The 16,104-nt window shown below is 45.4% G+C and carries 15 protein-coding genes; 8 read left to right on the plus strand and 7 right to left on the minus strand.

The annotated features are described in order from the left end of the window. The first annotated feature begins 2 nt into the window (after positions 1-2). Together mqnC and ACZ5V1_RS00685 are read left to right on the plus strand one after the other, a co-directional pair. The gene (mqnC, locus tag ACZ5V1_RS00680; RefSeq protein ID WP_464390142.1) at positions 3-1,115 is read left to right on the plus strand and encodes a cyclic dehypoxanthinyl futalosine synthase; all 1,113 of its coding nucleotides are present in this window, start codon (positions 3-5) and stop codon (positions 1,113-1,115) included. 3 nt (positions 1,116-1,118) lie between these two features. Beyond that, entirely contained in the window at positions 1,119-1,964 is an 846-nt protein-coding gene (locus ACZ5V1_RS00685) for a menaquinone biosynthetic enzyme MqnA/MqnD family protein (protein WP_464390143.1), read from the plus strand. Positions 1,965-2,492: 528 nt separating this feature from the next. Here ACZ5V1_RS00685 and ACZ5V1_RS00690 read toward each other — a convergent pair. From ACZ5V1_RS00690 to cbiD, 4 genes are all read right to left on the minus strand, one after another. Beyond that, positions 2,493-3,350, minus strand: coding sequence for an AraC family transcriptional regulator (locus ACZ5V1_RS00690; RefSeq protein ID WP_464390144.1), 858 nt, complete (start codon positions 3,348-3,350; stop codon positions 2,493-2,495). A 104-nt stretch (positions 3,351-3,454) separates the two neighbouring features. Then, positions 3,455-4,234 carry a precorrin-4 C(11)-methyltransferase gene (gene cobM, locus ACZ5V1_RS00695; RefSeq protein WP_464390145.1) on the minus strand — a complete coding sequence of 260 codons (780 nt, stop codon included), beginning with the start codon at positions 4,232-4,234 and terminating at the stop codon, positions 3,455-3,457. Positions 4,235-4,256: 22 nt separating this feature from the next. Continuing rightward, on the minus strand, positions 4,257-5,486 hold the full coding sequence (gene cbiE / locus ACZ5V1_RS00700; protein ID WP_464390146.1) for a precorrin-6y C5,15-methyltransferase (decarboxylating) subunit CbiE: 1,230 nt from the start codon (positions 5,484-5,486) through the stop codon (positions 4,257-4,259). Positions 5,487-5,527: 41 nt separating this feature from the next. Next, entirely contained in the window at positions 5,528-6,640 is a 1,113-nt protein-coding gene (gene cbiD, locus ACZ5V1_RS00705) for a cobalt-precorrin-5B (C(1))-methyltransferase CbiD (protein ID WP_464390147.1), read from the minus strand. A 153-nt stretch (positions 6,641-6,793) separates the two neighbouring features. On the opposite strand from cbiD, the gene ACZ5V1_RS00710 reads away from it, so the two are divergent. The 3 genes from ACZ5V1_RS00710 to ACZ5V1_RS00720 are packed head-to-tail and all read left to right on the plus strand — an operon-like array spanning position 6,794 to position 8,429. Then, complete coding sequence (locus ACZ5V1_RS00710; RefSeq protein ID WP_464390148.1) at positions 6,794-7,282, plus strand: MauE/DoxX family redox-associated membrane protein; 489 nt, start codon at positions 6,794-6,796, stop codon at positions 7,280-7,282. A 39-nt stretch (positions 7,283-7,321) separates the two neighbouring features. Then, entirely contained in the window at positions 7,322-7,831 is a 510-nt protein-coding gene (locus tag ACZ5V1_RS00715) for a rhodanese-like domain-containing protein (RefSeq protein ID WP_464390149.1), read from the plus strand. Next, a complete protein-coding gene (locus ACZ5V1_RS00720; RefSeq protein ID WP_464390150.1) occupies positions 7,818-8,429 on the plus strand; it encodes a C-GCAxxG-C-C family protein in 612 nt (203 codons plus the stop codon). The genes ACZ5V1_RS00715 and ACZ5V1_RS00720 overlap by 14 nt, the downstream gene beginning before the upstream one ends. A 479-nt stretch (positions 8,430-8,908) precedes the next feature. On the opposite strand, the gene ACZ5V1_RS00725 is transcribed toward ACZ5V1_RS00720, so the two are convergent. Continuing rightward, positions 8,909-9,421, minus strand: a complete 513-nt coding sequence (locus ACZ5V1_RS00725) for a cyclic nucleotide-binding domain-containing protein (RefSeq protein ID WP_464390151.1) — start codon at positions 9,419-9,421, stop codon at positions 8,909-8,911. A gap of 63 nt (positions 9,422-9,484) precedes the next feature. Beyond that, entirely contained in the window at positions 9,485-12,013 is a 2,529-nt protein-coding gene (locus ACZ5V1_RS00730; protein WP_464390152.1) for an ABC transporter transmembrane domain-containing protein, read from the minus strand. Positions 12,014-12,096: 83 nt separating this feature from the next. On the opposite strand from ACZ5V1_RS00730, the gene ACZ5V1_RS00735 reads away from it, so the two are divergent. Genes ACZ5V1_RS00735 through ACZ5V1_RS00745 form a run of 3 tightly spaced genes read left to right on the plus strand, consistent with a single transcriptional unit; the run spans position 12,097 to position 15,149 of the window. Next, positions 12,097-14,370: a SpoIIE family protein phosphatase gene (locus tag ACZ5V1_RS00735; RefSeq protein ID WP_464390153.1), complete on the plus strand. Its 2,274-nt coding sequence runs from the start codon at positions 12,097-12,099 to the stop codon at positions 14,368-14,370. Further along, positions 14,363-14,803 carry an ATP-binding protein gene (locus ACZ5V1_RS00740; protein ID WP_464390154.1) on the plus strand — a complete coding sequence of 147 codons (441 nt, stop codon included), beginning with the start codon at positions 14,363-14,365 and terminating at the stop codon, positions 14,801-14,803. Before ACZ5V1_RS00735 ends, ACZ5V1_RS00740 begins: the two co-directional genes overlap by 8 nt. Before the next feature lie 13 nt (positions 14,804-14,816). Next, positions 14,817-15,149 carry an STAS domain-containing protein gene (locus tag ACZ5V1_RS00745; RefSeq protein ID WP_160714958.1) on the plus strand — a complete coding sequence of 111 codons (333 nt, stop codon included), beginning with the start codon at positions 14,817-14,819 and terminating at the stop codon, positions 15,147-15,149. 198 nt (positions 15,150-15,347) lie between these two features. Here the strand turns inward: ACZ5V1_RS00745 and ACZ5V1_RS00750 are convergent, their stop codons facing one another. After that, a complete protein-coding gene (locus ACZ5V1_RS00750; protein WP_464390155.1) occupies positions 15,348-16,061 on the minus strand; it encodes a molybdopterin-guanine dinucleotide biosynthesis protein MobB in 714 nt (237 codons plus the stop codon). Between the last annotated feature and the right edge of the window lie 43 nt (positions 16,062-16,104).

Consider the following 16,104-nt stretch of genomic DNA (forward strand, 5'->3'; position numbering starts at 1 on the left):
CCATGTTTGTTCATAGTCCATTTCATGAAAACGACGCCGTAGTCGAAGTTTCTAAGAAAGTACTTCGCGGTGATCGAATCGATCAGGGCGAAGCGAATGTTCTGTACAATGAAGCAAGCTTGCATACCCTTGCATACCTTGCGAACAATGTACGTTTTGCAAAACATCCTGAACGCATGGTTACATATGTTGCAGACCGTAATATTAATTACTCCAATATTTGCAGCTGTGCCTGTCGTTTTTGCGCTTTCTATGTTGCTCCTGAAAAAGCAGACACAGACGGCGGCTACGTAATTTCTCGTGAAGAACTTGGTCAGAAAATCGAAGAAACCATTGCACTCGGTGGTACACAGATTCTTATGCAGGGTGGACATAACCCTGACCTGACCATGGAATTCTACGAAGACATGATCCGCTGGATCAAGAAGACATATCCTTCCATTCACGTTCATGCATTCTCCCCGCCTGAAATCGTTTTCTTTGCTGAGAACGAAAAATTACTCGTAAAAGACGTAATCGCGCGGCTTCGTGCTGCAGGTCTCGATTCTATTCCAGGTGGTGGTGCTGAGATTCTCGTGGATGAAGTTCGTAAGCATGTTTCTCCTAACAAGTGTAGCGCAACCCGCTGGCTTGCTGTGATGGAAGAAGCTCATTACCAAGGCTTGAATACAACCGCGACTATGATGTTCGGGCACGAAGAAAAGCCTGAAGATCGTATTGAGCATCTCTTTGCTGTACGTGAAGTACAGGATAGAACGAACGGTTTTACAGCTTTCATCCCTTGGACATTCCAGCCGGGTAATACCAACATTTCTTGCCGTCCTGAGCCAAGCGCCGGTTATCTTCGTGTGCTTGCTATGTCTCGTATTGTTCTCGATAACATCGACAACATTCAGGCATCATGGGTAACAATGGGACCAGAGATTGCCCAGCTTTCTCTTTCCTACGGTGCAAACGATTTCGGTTCATTAATGATCGAAGAAAACGTTGTTGCAGCGGCAGGTACCTCTTTCCAGCTTACTCGTGAGGAAATTCATACTATTGTTGAAGCAGCAGGATTTACTCCAAAGCAGCGCACAATGGATTATTCCCTCATTGAGGACAAGGAAGTCTAGCTCGTGCAGAAATCTGCAAAAAAATTGCAAGTCGGTCGCATTCGTTATTTAAACGTGCTTCCAATCTATCATCCACTGGAAACCGGCATACTTGGTGAAAATTTTGACCTCGTATACGGTACTCCGGCAGAATTGAATGAACAGATGGAAGCAGGAAAGCTTGATGTGTCCTCGTGTTCCTCATTCGAGTACGCAAGGCATCCTGAAAAATATTTCCTGCTGCCCGACATTGCCATAGGTAGTGCTGGGCCAGTTATGAGTGTGCTTCTTATTAGTAAAAAGCCTATCTCAGAACTCGGTGGGGAAGAAATTCTCACAACTGCGCAGTCGCATACATCAGCAGCACTGTTACGTATGCTCTTTCGCGATTGCCTCAAGCTTAATGTGTCCTATAAAACAGGGTCTGTGTCAGATCACATCGAGCAAGGTGAGCTGCCGACAGCCGCGCTCTGTATCGGTGACGAAGCACTTCGCCTCAGAAATGATGATCGTTACCCATACCGGCTCGATCTCGGTGAAGCATGGCGCGAGTGGACAGGACTTCCGTTTATTTTCGGTGTTTGGATTGTTTCTCGCCAATCAGTAGAAACCGGCTGTTTTACACAAGATCCAGCAGAACTTTTCAGAAATGCAAAGAACTGGGGTGATGAAAATATTCAGCACGTCATCGAACTCGCAGAAAAAGCCGGATACATGGATATTGAAGGGCTTACACAGTATTTCCAAAGTCTCGTTTTTGATCTGGGTGAAGAAGAACAAAAAGGCCTACGCCTGTTCTTCAAGAGACTCGCTGAAGCAAAAGAAATTCCCTCAGCACCGGAGCTTGAATTTTATTCGCATCAGTGCTGATAGCAAGTGAGATGGCTTTGATGAGTCTTCTGCGTTTTTTATGCCTCCGGCGGCGCTTGCCAGCGGGGCTTTAAGAACCTGTTACACTGTCGCTATCTGTAATCTCTCATTCTTTGAGAACAGCTACCGCTTCTGTAGAAAGGATTCTTAAAAATCTCCAAAGACTTTTTCCTGCGAGGTTAGCACGTTTTTTACACTACCTCGCGGCTTATCCACATTACCTTTCTGATAACGAAAAGGCTGTCTTACATGTAAGGCAGCCTTTTTTTGTACATTTACTGAGGAGGGGTAAAATCTTTATTACCCATTCTTAAAGAGAAGGGCTGAGCTTTTAGTGTGGTACAAAAGTTAGTTGCAAGGAAAGTTAGTGGGGCATAGCCGCGAGGCTACTAAAGCAACGAGCTAAAATCGCAGTTAAAAAGTTTAGGAGATTCTTAAGAAGCCCTTTTTAAAGGGGTCTTAAGCCGCCGGAGGCTCGTCGAAGACTCGCCAAAGGCAATCTTTTTCTTCTTCTCTTTCTTTAACAATTTATTTAAGCGGAATCCGTAGCTCGGTGAGCAGCTCAGCTTCTGGAGTAATGGATGGGCAATTGAGATAGACTTCAAGTGGGGGGTGGTTTGTGAGCTCTTCGTCGGACTCGGGGAACCAGCTGCCGAGCATGGCTACAAAAGTTTCGGGAATGTTGCGGTAGGATCCTTTATGCACACAACAGGCGTAGCGCCCACCATGAATGGTGTATTTTTGCGCATCACCTGTGACGTTAAAATCTTCAGGAATCTCCATGCAAGCATCGTAGCGTAGCTTTTCTGCTGGAGTTGTCCGTGGATCATCGTGCGAAATGCCGATTACTTGCCGGTAGGTGCCGTAGAGACCTTGTTCGCGTGTCCATTTGCAGAGAGTGGTGAAGGCTTTGGCGCATTCTGCGTATGGGCCGGTGTGACGAACGGCGGCTACGGTTATTGGGGCGAAATTTTTGATTGTAACGGTTGGGTCGGATTGCTGAATGGGGGTATCCATGACTTTGCCTCCAGCTAGAAAATTGTAGTCAGACTGCAATTTTCTGAATTTGAGTGGTGAAAAGGAGAACCGCTTTTTGAATGCACGTGAGAATCCTTCTTGGGATTCATATCCGGCATCCAGAGCTATATCTATTAGGGATGTTTCAGTAAAAAGTAACTGGTTCGCGGCACGTTGTAGGCGCAGACGGCGTTGGTATTCCTTAACTCCTTCTCCGACTATTCCTGTAAAAATAGAGTGGAAATAGAGGGCAGAATATCCACATGAAGTTGCTAGATATTCGAGTGGAATGGTTGAATCGAGATGTTTCTCAATATACCGTTGTGATTGCGCTATTTGGTCGCGGATATGTACTTTCTTCGTGTTCATCTGGTTCCCTTTACCACGAAGCAATTTGTGTTTCTTGACCGTTTTTTAGAAAAAACTGTCGGAAGGATTATTTTTTCGGGCAGGTTACCCTGCCCGTTGTTTTTTTAGCTTCTGAAGCCATGCAGGAAGCCTGCATCATAGAGCTTAGAGAAATGTTCTTTGTTGTCTTCGCCGGGGAGTACAAGGAAAACTGTCTGACGTGTGAGGTTGTGCTCTGCAACAGTGGCGCAGATGTTGCCAATGTTGGTGCGTACAATTTTCTGTTCAGGCCAGCCGACACGGTAGGCGATCACTACTACGATTTCATCTTCTAGCCCACCGGCACGCAGTTCTTCAACAAGACGCTCCGGATGTGCTGCGGAAAGGTAGACTGCCATTGCACAGCGATGTTTTGCCATGTCGCGCAGCTTTTCCGTTTCCGGAACAGGGGTGCGACCCTCGAGGCGGGTAATGATCACTGATTGTGATTCTTCCGGTACGGTGAGGGAGGTTGCGGATGCTGCCGCGGCTGCAAAACTTGCAGTCACTCCCGGTATGGTTCCGTAGCCGACGTCTTCTTTATCCAGTAAACGCATCTGTTCGCGGATGGCACCGTAGAGGCTTGGATCGCCGGTATGAACACGGGCAACAGTGCCGCCTTTGTGTACAGTTTCCATAACTGCTGCGTGCGTTTCATCCAGATTCATCGGTGCAGAATCCATGATCTTTGCAGATTCTTTTGCACCTTCAATTATGACTGTCGGTACTAATGAACCGGCGTAGAGTACAAGGTCTGCCTCTGCAATCATGCGGGCACCTTTTAGGGTGATAAGTTCAGGATCACCGGGGCCTGCACCAATGAACCATACTGGCGCTGTCTTCCATTCAGAACGTGTGGTCGTCATAAATATTCCGTGTCGCTTGATTCTAGTCTGATTGTTTTTCAGGCACAGGTTTGTGTGCGCTGATGATAAATATCGGATTCATGCTGTCGAGGCGGACGTCTCCAGCGAGCGGGCTTGATGCGGCTGCTTGAATCATGGTCACATCGTATTTCCAGTCTGCGGCTTTAAAATGATTTTTTGCAGCTTCAAGGCTTGAGAGCAGAGCACAGTTAACCACGATAACTCCGCCGTCTTTCAGTCGTTCGCAAAGTGGCGCGAGGAGGGTGTTCTCGGAACCTAATCCGCCGCCAATAAAAATTCTATCCGGTGTCGGTAAGTCTTCAATGGTTGCCTGTGCATCGCCATGCCGTACGTCCACATTGATGGCACCGAAACGTGTACGGTTTTCTCGGATAAGATCAATCCGTTCACTTTTGCGTTCAATAGCAAAGACTGCACCTTTCGCTAAAAGGTGTGCGGCTTCGATACTGACAGAACCACTCCCTGCTCCAATGTCCCACATGATGTTATGTGGTTCCAATTCAAGCATGCCGAGCGATGCTGCGCGGACGGGACGTTTGGTAATAAGCTTTCGCTCAGTCGCAAATTCTGCGTCTGGAATACCTAATCTCAATGGCTGGGCAGGAGACCCGACGCGTTCTAACAGAATAGCATTAAGTCTGGAAAAACTGAGATTGCTTGCTTCTTCCAGAGTGTAATTGGAAAATTTTTCTTCGCTAGTCCCCATGTTCTCAAAGACACTCATGTGAAACCACGAGATGCCCCTGTCGAGCAGTCTTTGGGCAATAAAGGCTGGGATGTTTGTATCATCTGTAAGTACAGTGACATGGTCACACTGCATGAGTGATGTGAATAGCGGGGTGAAGTCGTTGCGCCCGTGTAACGACACCATTCGCATGTTCTGCCAAGAAACGTTGGCTCTGGATGCAATGGCTTGTACGGTTGCTGTATTAGGGTGAACAACGACGTTTTCTGAACCGAACTCTTTGATTATTCTGTCACCAATTCCATAGAATAGCGGATCGCCATCCGCAATAACAACAACTTCTTTACGAGCATTGTAGCTGGCGGACATGGCATCAAAAACATTGGACAATGGTGCTGTAATGGGAATGGTTTCCACATCAAGTTCGTCAAAGGCAGCCAGTTGGCGTTTTCCGCCCACGAGCACATCAGCGGTTGTGATAATCTGTTCATGAATTTCAGGAAGCGTGTCAGGATCAATTCCAAGACCTACAACGTGAATAGCCATAATCCCTCCAGCAGGTTTCCGGTTGCAATGCTCTGGTAACATTACACAACTGTGAGCAGTGTGCCATCAAAATCAAATAAATAGACAGTAATTTCTACGGAGTTTTTAGCCCATGCCTGCGCAATGTCACGTGCTATGGTGGCTACGTGGCGCAGAGCTGTTTCCCTGTTTGGATCGTCCTTGATGATGTCGAGTACTTGCCGTGCCGTGTTGGCTCCCTCAATTTCAGGAAGCAATAAATCGGCGATACCTGCTTCGCGACACCATTGGGCGAGTAGTAGAAAATCAACAGGTGCAGTTTTGGCGTGGGTGTATGCGTGTCCTTGCGCCAATTTGACCAGTTTTCCGAAGAAACAAGACCACGCTGCGCGCTTGAACTTTTTGTTTGCCGCTGACTCCAGTGAGAACTGAACAAAGTCTGCTGCCTGTACAAAGGCGAGTTCTTTCCACTCCGGCAGAGTTTCCATAAGCAGCCGCTCGCTGCGTCTGCCTGTAGAAAAGCCTATGTAATCGACACCGGCTGCCAGTGAAACATCCATCCCTTGCAGGATGGTTGCCTTCCATGAGCTGTGACTAAACGGCTTTACGGTTCCGCGGGTTCCAAGAATAGAAATTCCACCGAGGATTCCCAATCGTGAGTTCATGGTGTTCTTGGACCGCTCTTCACCGCGCGGCACTTCTATACGTACACGCACGCCGCCAGTGTAGTTGGCCTCGGCACATGCTTCTCGTACTGCTGCTTTTATTTGTTCCTGTGGTTCGGGATTAATTGCAGGATTTCCTGCCGGTACGGGTAATCCGGGGAGTGTCACTTTGCCAACCCCTTTCCCGCCTTCAAGAATGATCTCTGCATTGTCAGGAAGTAACGAAACATGTGCTTCAATGTGTAACCCATTGGTTGCATCAGGATCGTCGCCACCGTCTTTTATAACACTGCCGACAGCGCCACCTTCTTCAAGGTGAACTGCATAAACAGGGATTGTCAGTCGTTCTTTAGGCGCATCTGTAGCCCCGTTTTCTCGTAAAAACGGTGGAAGGGCTATTTCAAGCGCTGTAACCGTCTGCTGTTTGAGCAGTAAACGGAGCGCTGCACCGGCAGCAGCCGATGCTGATGAGCCAGTTGTGTATCCTTCTCGTAGTCTCTTTTCAGCCATTTTCAATGTATACTGCTGTGTGAGCGAAATTGCAAAAACATTAGTCTGCCATACTATCTGCAAATACTACCGCTATCATAGATAAAACTGATCCAATGTGGTGATTGTAATGAGGATTATCGATTTGATTAAAAACTTCAGGATGATAAAACAATGAGTATGTATCTGCTCGATAAATTTTTTCCACGTATTGTAAAACGCACTACCATTATGTTGGTTGTGCGCATTTTTCTCGGTGCCGTTTTTGTATATGCGGGAGCCGGAAAGCTTTGGAATTTACGTGGGTTTGCGATCATCATAGAAGAATTTGGCGTGGTTCCACTGGAACTGCTTCCATATGTAGCAGTTGGACTTCCTGTGCTTGAAATTCTGGCAGGTGCTGGGCTTGTCTGGAATGTGCGCGGGAGTTTGACTGCGATCACTGCCATGACCGTAGTGTTTATGGCAGTGCTTAGCTACGCCATGTACGAAGGACTTGTTATTGCAGACTGCGGTTGTTTTGCTGCGGGTGAAGTTCCTGCTGGCTATGATGATGGCAGTGCATTGCGAGAGGCATTCATACGGGATGTGGGTCTGTTGGCTGCCTGTTGTTTTTTATTTTTTTCTTCCATGCGAAGAAAACAGACTGCTAAAATTTCGTAGTCGCTGTTACTAAAAAGATATTTCAAACTGGAGTATGCTGTGCGTAAGATTTTTGTATGCTGTGTGTTGTTGGTTGGGGTTGTTATGTTAAGCGGATTCATGGGTATTGGTGAATCTGAAATGGACCTCGAAACTAAGTCCATTAAGCTTGCTAAGGAAGTTCAGCGTGGTGATTACAATGTAATCTCTACAGAGGAATTGAAAGATGCATTGGATAAAGGCAACTTACTTGTTATTGACACAATGCCGTACGAAGCTTCTTACAAAAAGAACCACATTCCTGCTGCAGAACAATTTTTATTTCCTATTCCAGATATGACTAGCTGGGATACTAACGAAACCGCAGGCAAAACTCAGGCTGATTTTGAAGCACTTCTTGGTGCAGATAAAGATCGCATGCTTGTTTTCTACTGCGGCTTTGTGAAGTGTACCCGTTCTCATAACGGTGCAATGTGGGCACGCAAACTTGGCTACACCAATGTATACCGTCACCCGGGTGGTATTAAAGCATGGAAAGAAGCAGGATACCCTGTAGATGAAATTAAATAAGTACACTGATGCGTCATTTGCTGACGCTGAACTATCTCCTGAAGTTGAAGCTACTGTTGGTAAGCTGAAACTTCAGGCGGAGAATCTCTTTGAGACACGAGCTCTGCTGTGTGCCGAAGCCGTATTGTTTACCCTGAACGATGCGTTTGATGGCTCCCTTTCTGAAGAGGAAGCAATCAACCTTGGTTCAACCTTCTGTATGGGGGTAGGTAATGCTGGCTGTATGTGTGGTGCTCTTGCTGGGGGACTTGCTTCTGTAGGTATGTTTACCGGAAAAGGACGTATTGCCACAAGCAATGCACACGCACGGGACTGCGGAAAAGAATTACATGATGCGTTTGTGAGAAATCATAAATCCACCTGTTGTCGCAGTCTCACGCGTCACCTCAAAGATGATCCGGCAAAGCATTTTGCGCAGTGTACAATGCTTACTGGTAATGTGACTGAGCTTGCAGCACGTATGATTATAGCAGAGCGTAACGGGGTAGTGTTAGAAAAAACAATACGGAAGCCGTTATCAAAACCTCAGGTTTTGGGTATGCGAGTTGGAAGTGCCCTGAGAAGTCTTGTTCAAAAATGTGCAGCTGCATGTCGATAACATAACTGCGTAAGTTACATGAGATATAAAAAAAGCCGTATGCAATGCATACGGCTTTTTTTGTCCACTAGGGAACTATTGGGGAAAAGGGTTGGCGAACCGACAAGGTGTGGGCTAGTCGGTTCGCCGACCGAGAGATACCATATATGTTGCAGGCATATATTTAAAGACAGAGGGAAGACCGCTGTTCTCTCGGTAAGCAGTCTGTCAAACGCGGGCTAGTCGATGACAGACTGGAGTGGCAATGAGCGCACCCGAAGGTGCTGCAGAGAGAAATTTTTAGCTACATTAGATAGCTTGATTAGGTTGTATACTCAATCAATGCAGGTTGCAAGTTAAAATAGCAGTGTCAGTTGTTCAAAAGACAGTGATGCCTATGGGATACTGAATTGTTACTGCTGGTTATGTATGAATTTGAAAAAAAGCGTGGTGTAAAATTTTGACTGTCAATTCATACAAAATAGCAGTGCTGCCTTTTTTTAAATCAAACTTACTCCATATTTGCACGGGCAACTTTCAATTGTTGCTGCTTCTACTAAACAATTCTTTTCCCAATGGCTCAATCGATCTGTGATAATTTTTATGAACGTTTTTGCATTTTCAGGGTCTTTATCAAGCTCACTTAACGCTTTGGGACGTGGCAGAATAAGACAGGTTGAAGGGACAACGGCTTCGACAGAAAAAAGACGTTCTGTATCTGCAAGTAATGCCAATGTACCGAATACACGTCCTTGGGTGATTGTGCCGTGTGTGCTGGATTTGTCTGAGTAGGTATGAGTGATAGAAAGTGAACCTTGCACGAGCAAGTAGGCTTTATTGTCTGTATCTCCCTGATGGAACACGTATCCACCGGCTTGATAATTCATGCGCTTTACGAGCAAGGCATACGAACGAAGACGTTCGATTGGAAATTTTGAAAAAATTTCTGCCTTAAGCAGCAATTCTAAATTTCGATCATATTCGCAGGACGGGGGCTTTTGGGTGGTATCCATACTATCTCCTGAATTATGTATCAGTCAGTTTACAATGAACGTAAGCATAAGAGTGATGAACAGTTAAGACGCTCCATGCACAAGTTCATAAAGGGATCCTTTTTTCTCCATAAGTTCTTCGTAGGTACCCTTTTCGACAAGCTTGCCACTGCGCAGCACAGCCACACTGTCATACCCCGGCAAGGTGTCGAGACGGTGTACCACAGAGAGTATGGTCGCTTTGCCTTTCAGCATTCGTTCCATAATATTCTGGATACGTGTCTGTGACGCGTTGTCGAGTGCTGATGTGGCTTCATCGAAGATATAAATAGGTGGTTGTTTGAGGAAGGCACGTGCAAGGGCGACTTTTTGGCGTTGACCACCGGAGAGATCCTCACCCATGTTGCCGACGTTGTGGTCCAGACCAATTTCCAAGATTGGCTCCAGTACACCTTCAATAATGAGTAACTGGTTCATGTGTCGCTGAACGCGCTCTTCAGCACCTGCATTATCGAGTTTGATGTGACCGTATGCGATGTTGTCCATGATGGTGAGCGTATGCACATACTTTTCCCTACTGTATGTAATGAATGTTTGCGGCATATGTTCATCCATGTATTTTTTGAATGACTTGCGGATACTACTTATCGAGGTGAATAGCTTTTCCGGGATGGAGGCGATGGAATGCTGGCTCGGTGTAAAGTTGAGACTTAAGTAAAGAAGTGCGCCGCGTGCATCCTGCTCCAGTTTAACCAATCCCTCTTCTGGCGTTTGCGATTTGCGAAGTTGTTCAACTATCTGGTGATAAGCTGAAAGCGCATCAGCCGGAACTGGGCTGCGTTGTAAAAGTTCCTGCTCATCCGGTGAGTTATGGATAAGCTCGATAGTACGCGTGGCAATGAGGCAGCCAAGTAATTCCAGCTGTGTGAGCAGATTGAATTCTTTAAGAAAGTTGACGAAGTGATGTTGGGTGTGGAGGTTTGAAAGGGATATGTTTTCATCCCGTGATGCGCCGAACACAATATTTTCAGCGATGGAAGCATATTGCAGATATTTTTCAGAATTAAAGAATTCAATGTCGTTATGAAGCTTCGCACCATGCAATTGTTGGAACTGCTCACGAGCTCGAATCAGGCTTTCTATTAACTCAGGTGATGAGTCCTTTTTAAGCGTTGTGCGCAGACCAAAACCGAGCACATCAACAAAGAGCCCAACCTGCTGCGCCACTTCAATGATTCGATCCAAGTCTGGAAGTACAGGGTCTGTTTCACCCCGTTGGCGCAGAAGAGCTTCACTGCTGTATACTAGGTTGTTACGAATAGTGCCGTCGAAAATAAATGGGTGCTGTGCAACAATCCCGACGTTTTCTGCAATATCCTGTTTACTCAGTTGAGCAACCTCGTATCCATCCAGCTGCACATTCCCGCCAGTATATTTGAGCATTTGCCCTACGGCACTTGCGAGAGTGGATTTGCCGCTCCCTGAAAAGCCTACAAGAGCAAGGTGCTCACCAGCTTTAATATCTAAATCAATATTATCAAGAATACGAATATTGGTTCCGATGGTGAAAGAGAGATCTTTAATATGAATGTCGCCATTCAGTGTATAGGTAGCTCTGCCTTCCGGAACTGAATCAAATTCTGCCGCGAGATCAAAATAATCCATTACCTGTTTGTAGCGTACGATACAGTCCTGATAGAGCTGATAAAATTCCATGAGCTCTTTCCATGGATCGTATAGTTTTTCGTATGCTGACAGGAATGCGACCAGTGCACCCAGCTGGAATTTGCCCTGAATTGCCAGATAACCACCAACAAGGAATAAAATGAAAGGGCCAAGAGATTGGAATATGTTGTTTGTAAATTTGATACCGAATTTTACGATCAGGAGACGGTAGGTAATGTTGTAAAGCCAATGTGCTGATTTTTTGAATTTGGTTTCTTCAAGCGAAAATGCGCAGTTGCCTTGGATTTCATGAATTCCTGTCATGGATTCGCTGATGATGCTGCTTGTATGGCGCAAACCATTTGTCTTTTGACGATTGAGACTGTTGTACTTGCGTTGCAGCATAGGAATAATCAGCATTTCAATTGGATAGATTGATACAGAAAGTCCGGCAAGAAGCGGGTCAAGGTAGAGCATGTATCCAGCAAATGCGAAGAACGTGAGTATGTTGACCAGCGGTGCAGAGATAGCCATCCCTGCAAATGTTGCCATAGGAAGCAGTTCTGTCATGAGTGTAGAAACGACAAGTCCCGGTGATGTTCTGCGGAAGAAAGGCATGGGGAGTGTGAGAATGTGGTCGTACAGGTGTTTTCTAATTCTAAAAAGTGTACTTTCACCGACTTTGGTCTGAAGTATATTGATCGCATACTTGAGGATACCAGCAGAGAATACGGCAGTGATGTAAATCATACAGTAGTAGATGAGAGCATCAACTTTCTTTAGCTGAATGGCATCAGAAATAATACGTTTTTGCATTTCAATAGGAACAAGTCGCATTGCAACCGTTACAACAATGATCGTAATCATGGCCAGCTGAAGCGGTCTATTTTTATATAAAACCCAGTAGTACATGGAACGCTTTGTAACCGGTGTAGACTCATTTGCCATGCTTGGTATCCTTTGATGTAAGAAAGACACATCGTGCGGGCATATATAACAATATTAAGAAGCAAGGTACGGTACTATGTGTAATGGCACTTAAAAAGTTGACCTTTATCCATAGATTGTCCTTACGATGGAAGTTGTTCCTCACGCTGGTATTGTTCAGTGTGTTGCCCATCTGTGGCACTTTGATAACGGTGCAACAGCTGGAAACAGATATTAAAGATTATTTGTATGAAAGTACCCGTAAAGACTTGGTGAAACAGGCGAGTCTTTCTATTGAAAATATCGCCGTTAACTTTGCAAAAAATCTCGAGGACAGTGAGCGGATGCGAAGCGTCATTATCGATGTAGTGGCTCTTTCTGCTCAGCACTTTCTTGAGATGCATGCTCCATCCAAGAAAAAACTGCTTTATTCAGATCAAATCAAACCGAATATTCCGTATCCCAAAGATCTTGTCGTCGATCCCCAGCACGCACCCACTCGTCAGTATATGGTCAAATATGGCAATGACATAAGCAAGTATATTTCCTTTGGTGATATCGCATACTTCCTGCCGCAGGATCAGACAGAGCGAGCCACTGCAAAGCTTCAAGCGGAAAAATTGATTCTACTGCTCCCCTTATTCAAAGAGCTCAAAAAATCATATGGCTCATTCATCTACAACCTCTACATTGGTACTGAGTCCGGGCTGTTAGCGTATTATCCTGCTCATGGTGGTATTCCTAAAACGTATGATCCGCGCAAGCGTGTATGGTACCGGCTGGCCGTTGAGGAAAAAACAATGGTCTGGCGCGCACCGCTGCGGGATATTTCAACAGGCAGGCTTGTGTTCACCGTGTCGGCTCCGTTGTTTAATGAAAAAAAAGAAATTATCGGTGTTGTCGGTCTTGACGTTCTCATGGAACAGGGACTTTCCGGTGGGAATATTACCGCTGCGTGGTCGAATCACGCCCGCCTGATTCTCGCAGATGAGGCAGATGACAAAGTTACCGGAAGCGCGGGGCTGCGCACAATTGCCCACACTTACAAGCGTGGGAAGACTGACCGTGAATACACATGGGTCATGGGCGGTTCAAAAGAGCAGTGGGTCAAGTTTAAGAATGATGAAGTGAAGGCCAAATTTATGAACGCCATTGCTTCAGGAACATCCGGTACCTTGTTAATGCCGTGGGATGGAGAATCCAGCCTTGTGGCGTGGGCACCGTTTAAAGATAATAATTATTTCATCGCGGTAGTACCTGAAGATGACGTAATGCACCTTACTAATAAGATACTTGCCTATCTTTATTGGGCAAGCTCTGCTCAACAGCGTGTGGTGGAAATCGCCGTTGTTGTGATTGTCTTTTTGACATTTCTTTTTGCCATGTATGCGAGTCAGACTATTTCCAAACCGATGAACTTGATGGTGGAAGCCTTTAAAGAGCTTGCTCAGGGTAATTTTAGTGCTCGTGTTGAATTTAAAACCGGTGATGAACGCGATACCCTTGTGGAGACCTTCAACCGGATCGGGCCTCAATTGGAGCATTTACTGGAGACTCAGCAAGCGCTGGATGTGGCGCATGAGATTCAGGAAAACCTGCTTCCTGCTAGAAGCCCTAAGTTACCGGGATGGCAGATTTCCGGTGCAATTCGCTACTGTGATCAGACGGGCGGGGATTATTACGATTACTACATGACAGCGTGTGATGGTGACCCCGTACTATCCGTTGTTGTCGGTGATGTTTCCGGTCATGGTGTTGCATCAGCTTTGTTGATGACCACAGCACGTGCATTGTTGAGAGTACATACAGAGTGCACACGTATAAGTGCGTCTCGCAGAGTTTCTCAGGTAAGTAATCTACTCGCACAGGATATCCATGGTACTGGGCAGTTTATGACACTGTTTTATCTGGAAATAATGTTAGATAGTGATACTGTACGGTGGGTTAGAGCAGGGCATGATCCAGCAATAGTATATTTACCGGAACAAAAAGAATTTACTGAATTGCGCGGCAAAGGCTTGCCGCTTGGTGTTATTGAGCGTTTTGAATATGAAGAGAGTGAAGTTGATCTTACTCAGCAAGGTACAATCATATTATTAGGTACAGATGGTATCTGGGAAGCTCGTAAGGGTGGATACGGTGACTTGTACGGTAAAGACCGTGTACGAGAACTCATTCGTAAACATGCATCAAAATCAGCAGAAGAGATACGAGACTACGTGCTTGAAGCTGTAGAAGCATGGCAAAAGAATGTCCCGAATGCAGATGATGTAACTCTTGTTGTTATTAAGAAAGATAAAAATGCTAATAAAGGGTGTGAAGAAGTATCTATTTGCAACCTTGATTTCTTCATGGAAGAGAAGGATAAGAATGAGTAACGGGCGTATTTGCTATAGAATGGTGATTCATTCCCGTGATGAATTCATTAAGCTTGTATCTGCTATAGATGAAATGGCAGATAAACGCTCAATTGCGCCTTCTGTAGTCTTCAAAATTACTCTCGCACTGGATGAACTGATAAGTAATATTTTTGATTATGCGTTTTCAGACACACAGGAACCAAAGGTAGATGTTGTTGTGTGTATTGAACGGGGCGTATTCTACGCAAAAGTAATAGATGACGGAATACCGTTTGATATTTCTCAAATTAAGGAACCAGAGTTTGATAAGCCGATAGAAGAAAGGCGAAAGCCTGTGGGAGGTATGGGGGTTCACCTTGTGCGTAAGCTTATGGATTCGTTCACATACTATCGGCATGCAGGCAAAAATTATGTTCTTATTTGTACGAAAATAGATCCGGAAACTCATTAGAAAGGAGCCAGATATGGCATTATCAACCATTGAATTACCAAATTGTACGGTTCTCGCCATGAGCAATCGTCTGGATGGTTCCCATACAAAAGAGCTTGAAGTCAAAGTGGAAGAATTGATAGGCGGCGGGTACTCACGCTTGTTATTTGATTTTGAAGAGCTTGATTACATTAATAGTGCAGGCCTTCGTATTCTGGTTATGGCATATCAGCAGCTTCATCCGAATGGTGGCAAAGTGGCAGTATGCTGTGCACGGGATTACATTCAGGAAGTCTTTGAAATATCCGGTTATGACCAGTTGTTCGGAATGTATACAAGCCGTGATGATGCGGTGAGCGATTTTTAAAAAAATACATTATCGCGAGTGGTGGCTGTGAGTTTCTTTCTGGCACGCTGCATTCTGTTGCGTAAGATTGTCAGACGTATTCATCCGTTAGATGTCTTGTTTGAGATGCGTCTGGCAAAAAGTATATGACTCAAGATTTGTGTTTCTACATGAAAATAAAAAAGAGCCGATCAGGGATTCCTGATCGGCTCATGTATTTTATTTAGAAATTTTTATTTCTACTTTGCTACCCGGTGCATATCCTTTTAAGGAACCGAGCATCCCTTCAATGGAACCTCGAATGATATTCTCCACAAACGGATTCAGCCCGACAGGGGAGCCGTTTACGGTGATCGTCATTGCAGAGTTGTTAATGGATTTGCACGCCTTCATGGTGGCTTTACCCGCAACAATCTTTTGAGCAATTGCTCCACAGGTTTCTTCACCACAGGCTCCACAGTCTAGTGCTGGAAGCATAAAGGCCTTTTCTTCAACGCGATCCAGAAGCTCATCAAAGTTTGCAGATGTGAAGTTTGGAACACCTGTCGCTTTGAGATCTCCAAAGGATGCGATGGCGAGACCTCTATCTAGAGCTTCTTGTTCTTCCGGTTCACGAAGAAGAACAATACGCGGTAACCAGCTCAAGGTTTTTCCGCCTTCAACGAGCAAATAGTCAGCCTGTGTTAAAGGAAGCATATCGGGAAGCATCTTTTTTTCTCCCCAATGGATGGCGCACTCTTTTTCACTAAGACCGATCACGGTTCTGCCGTCTTTCATAAAGTGGCCAGTGTCGGTATCTGGTTTTGTTAACCCTGAGTGAGTGAACTTTGCAATTGTCACGGTTTTGCCGCGTGCTTCTAGAGCATCTGCAATTTTACGGGTGAGAGTAGTTTTGCCTGATTTTTTGTATCCAACAATGCTGACTGCTTTCATGACGGAAACCTCAATACGTTGTTTAAAAATGTATGTTCGCCTC

It is taken from the genome of Halodesulfovibrio oceani subsp. galateae (assembly GCF_055397225.1).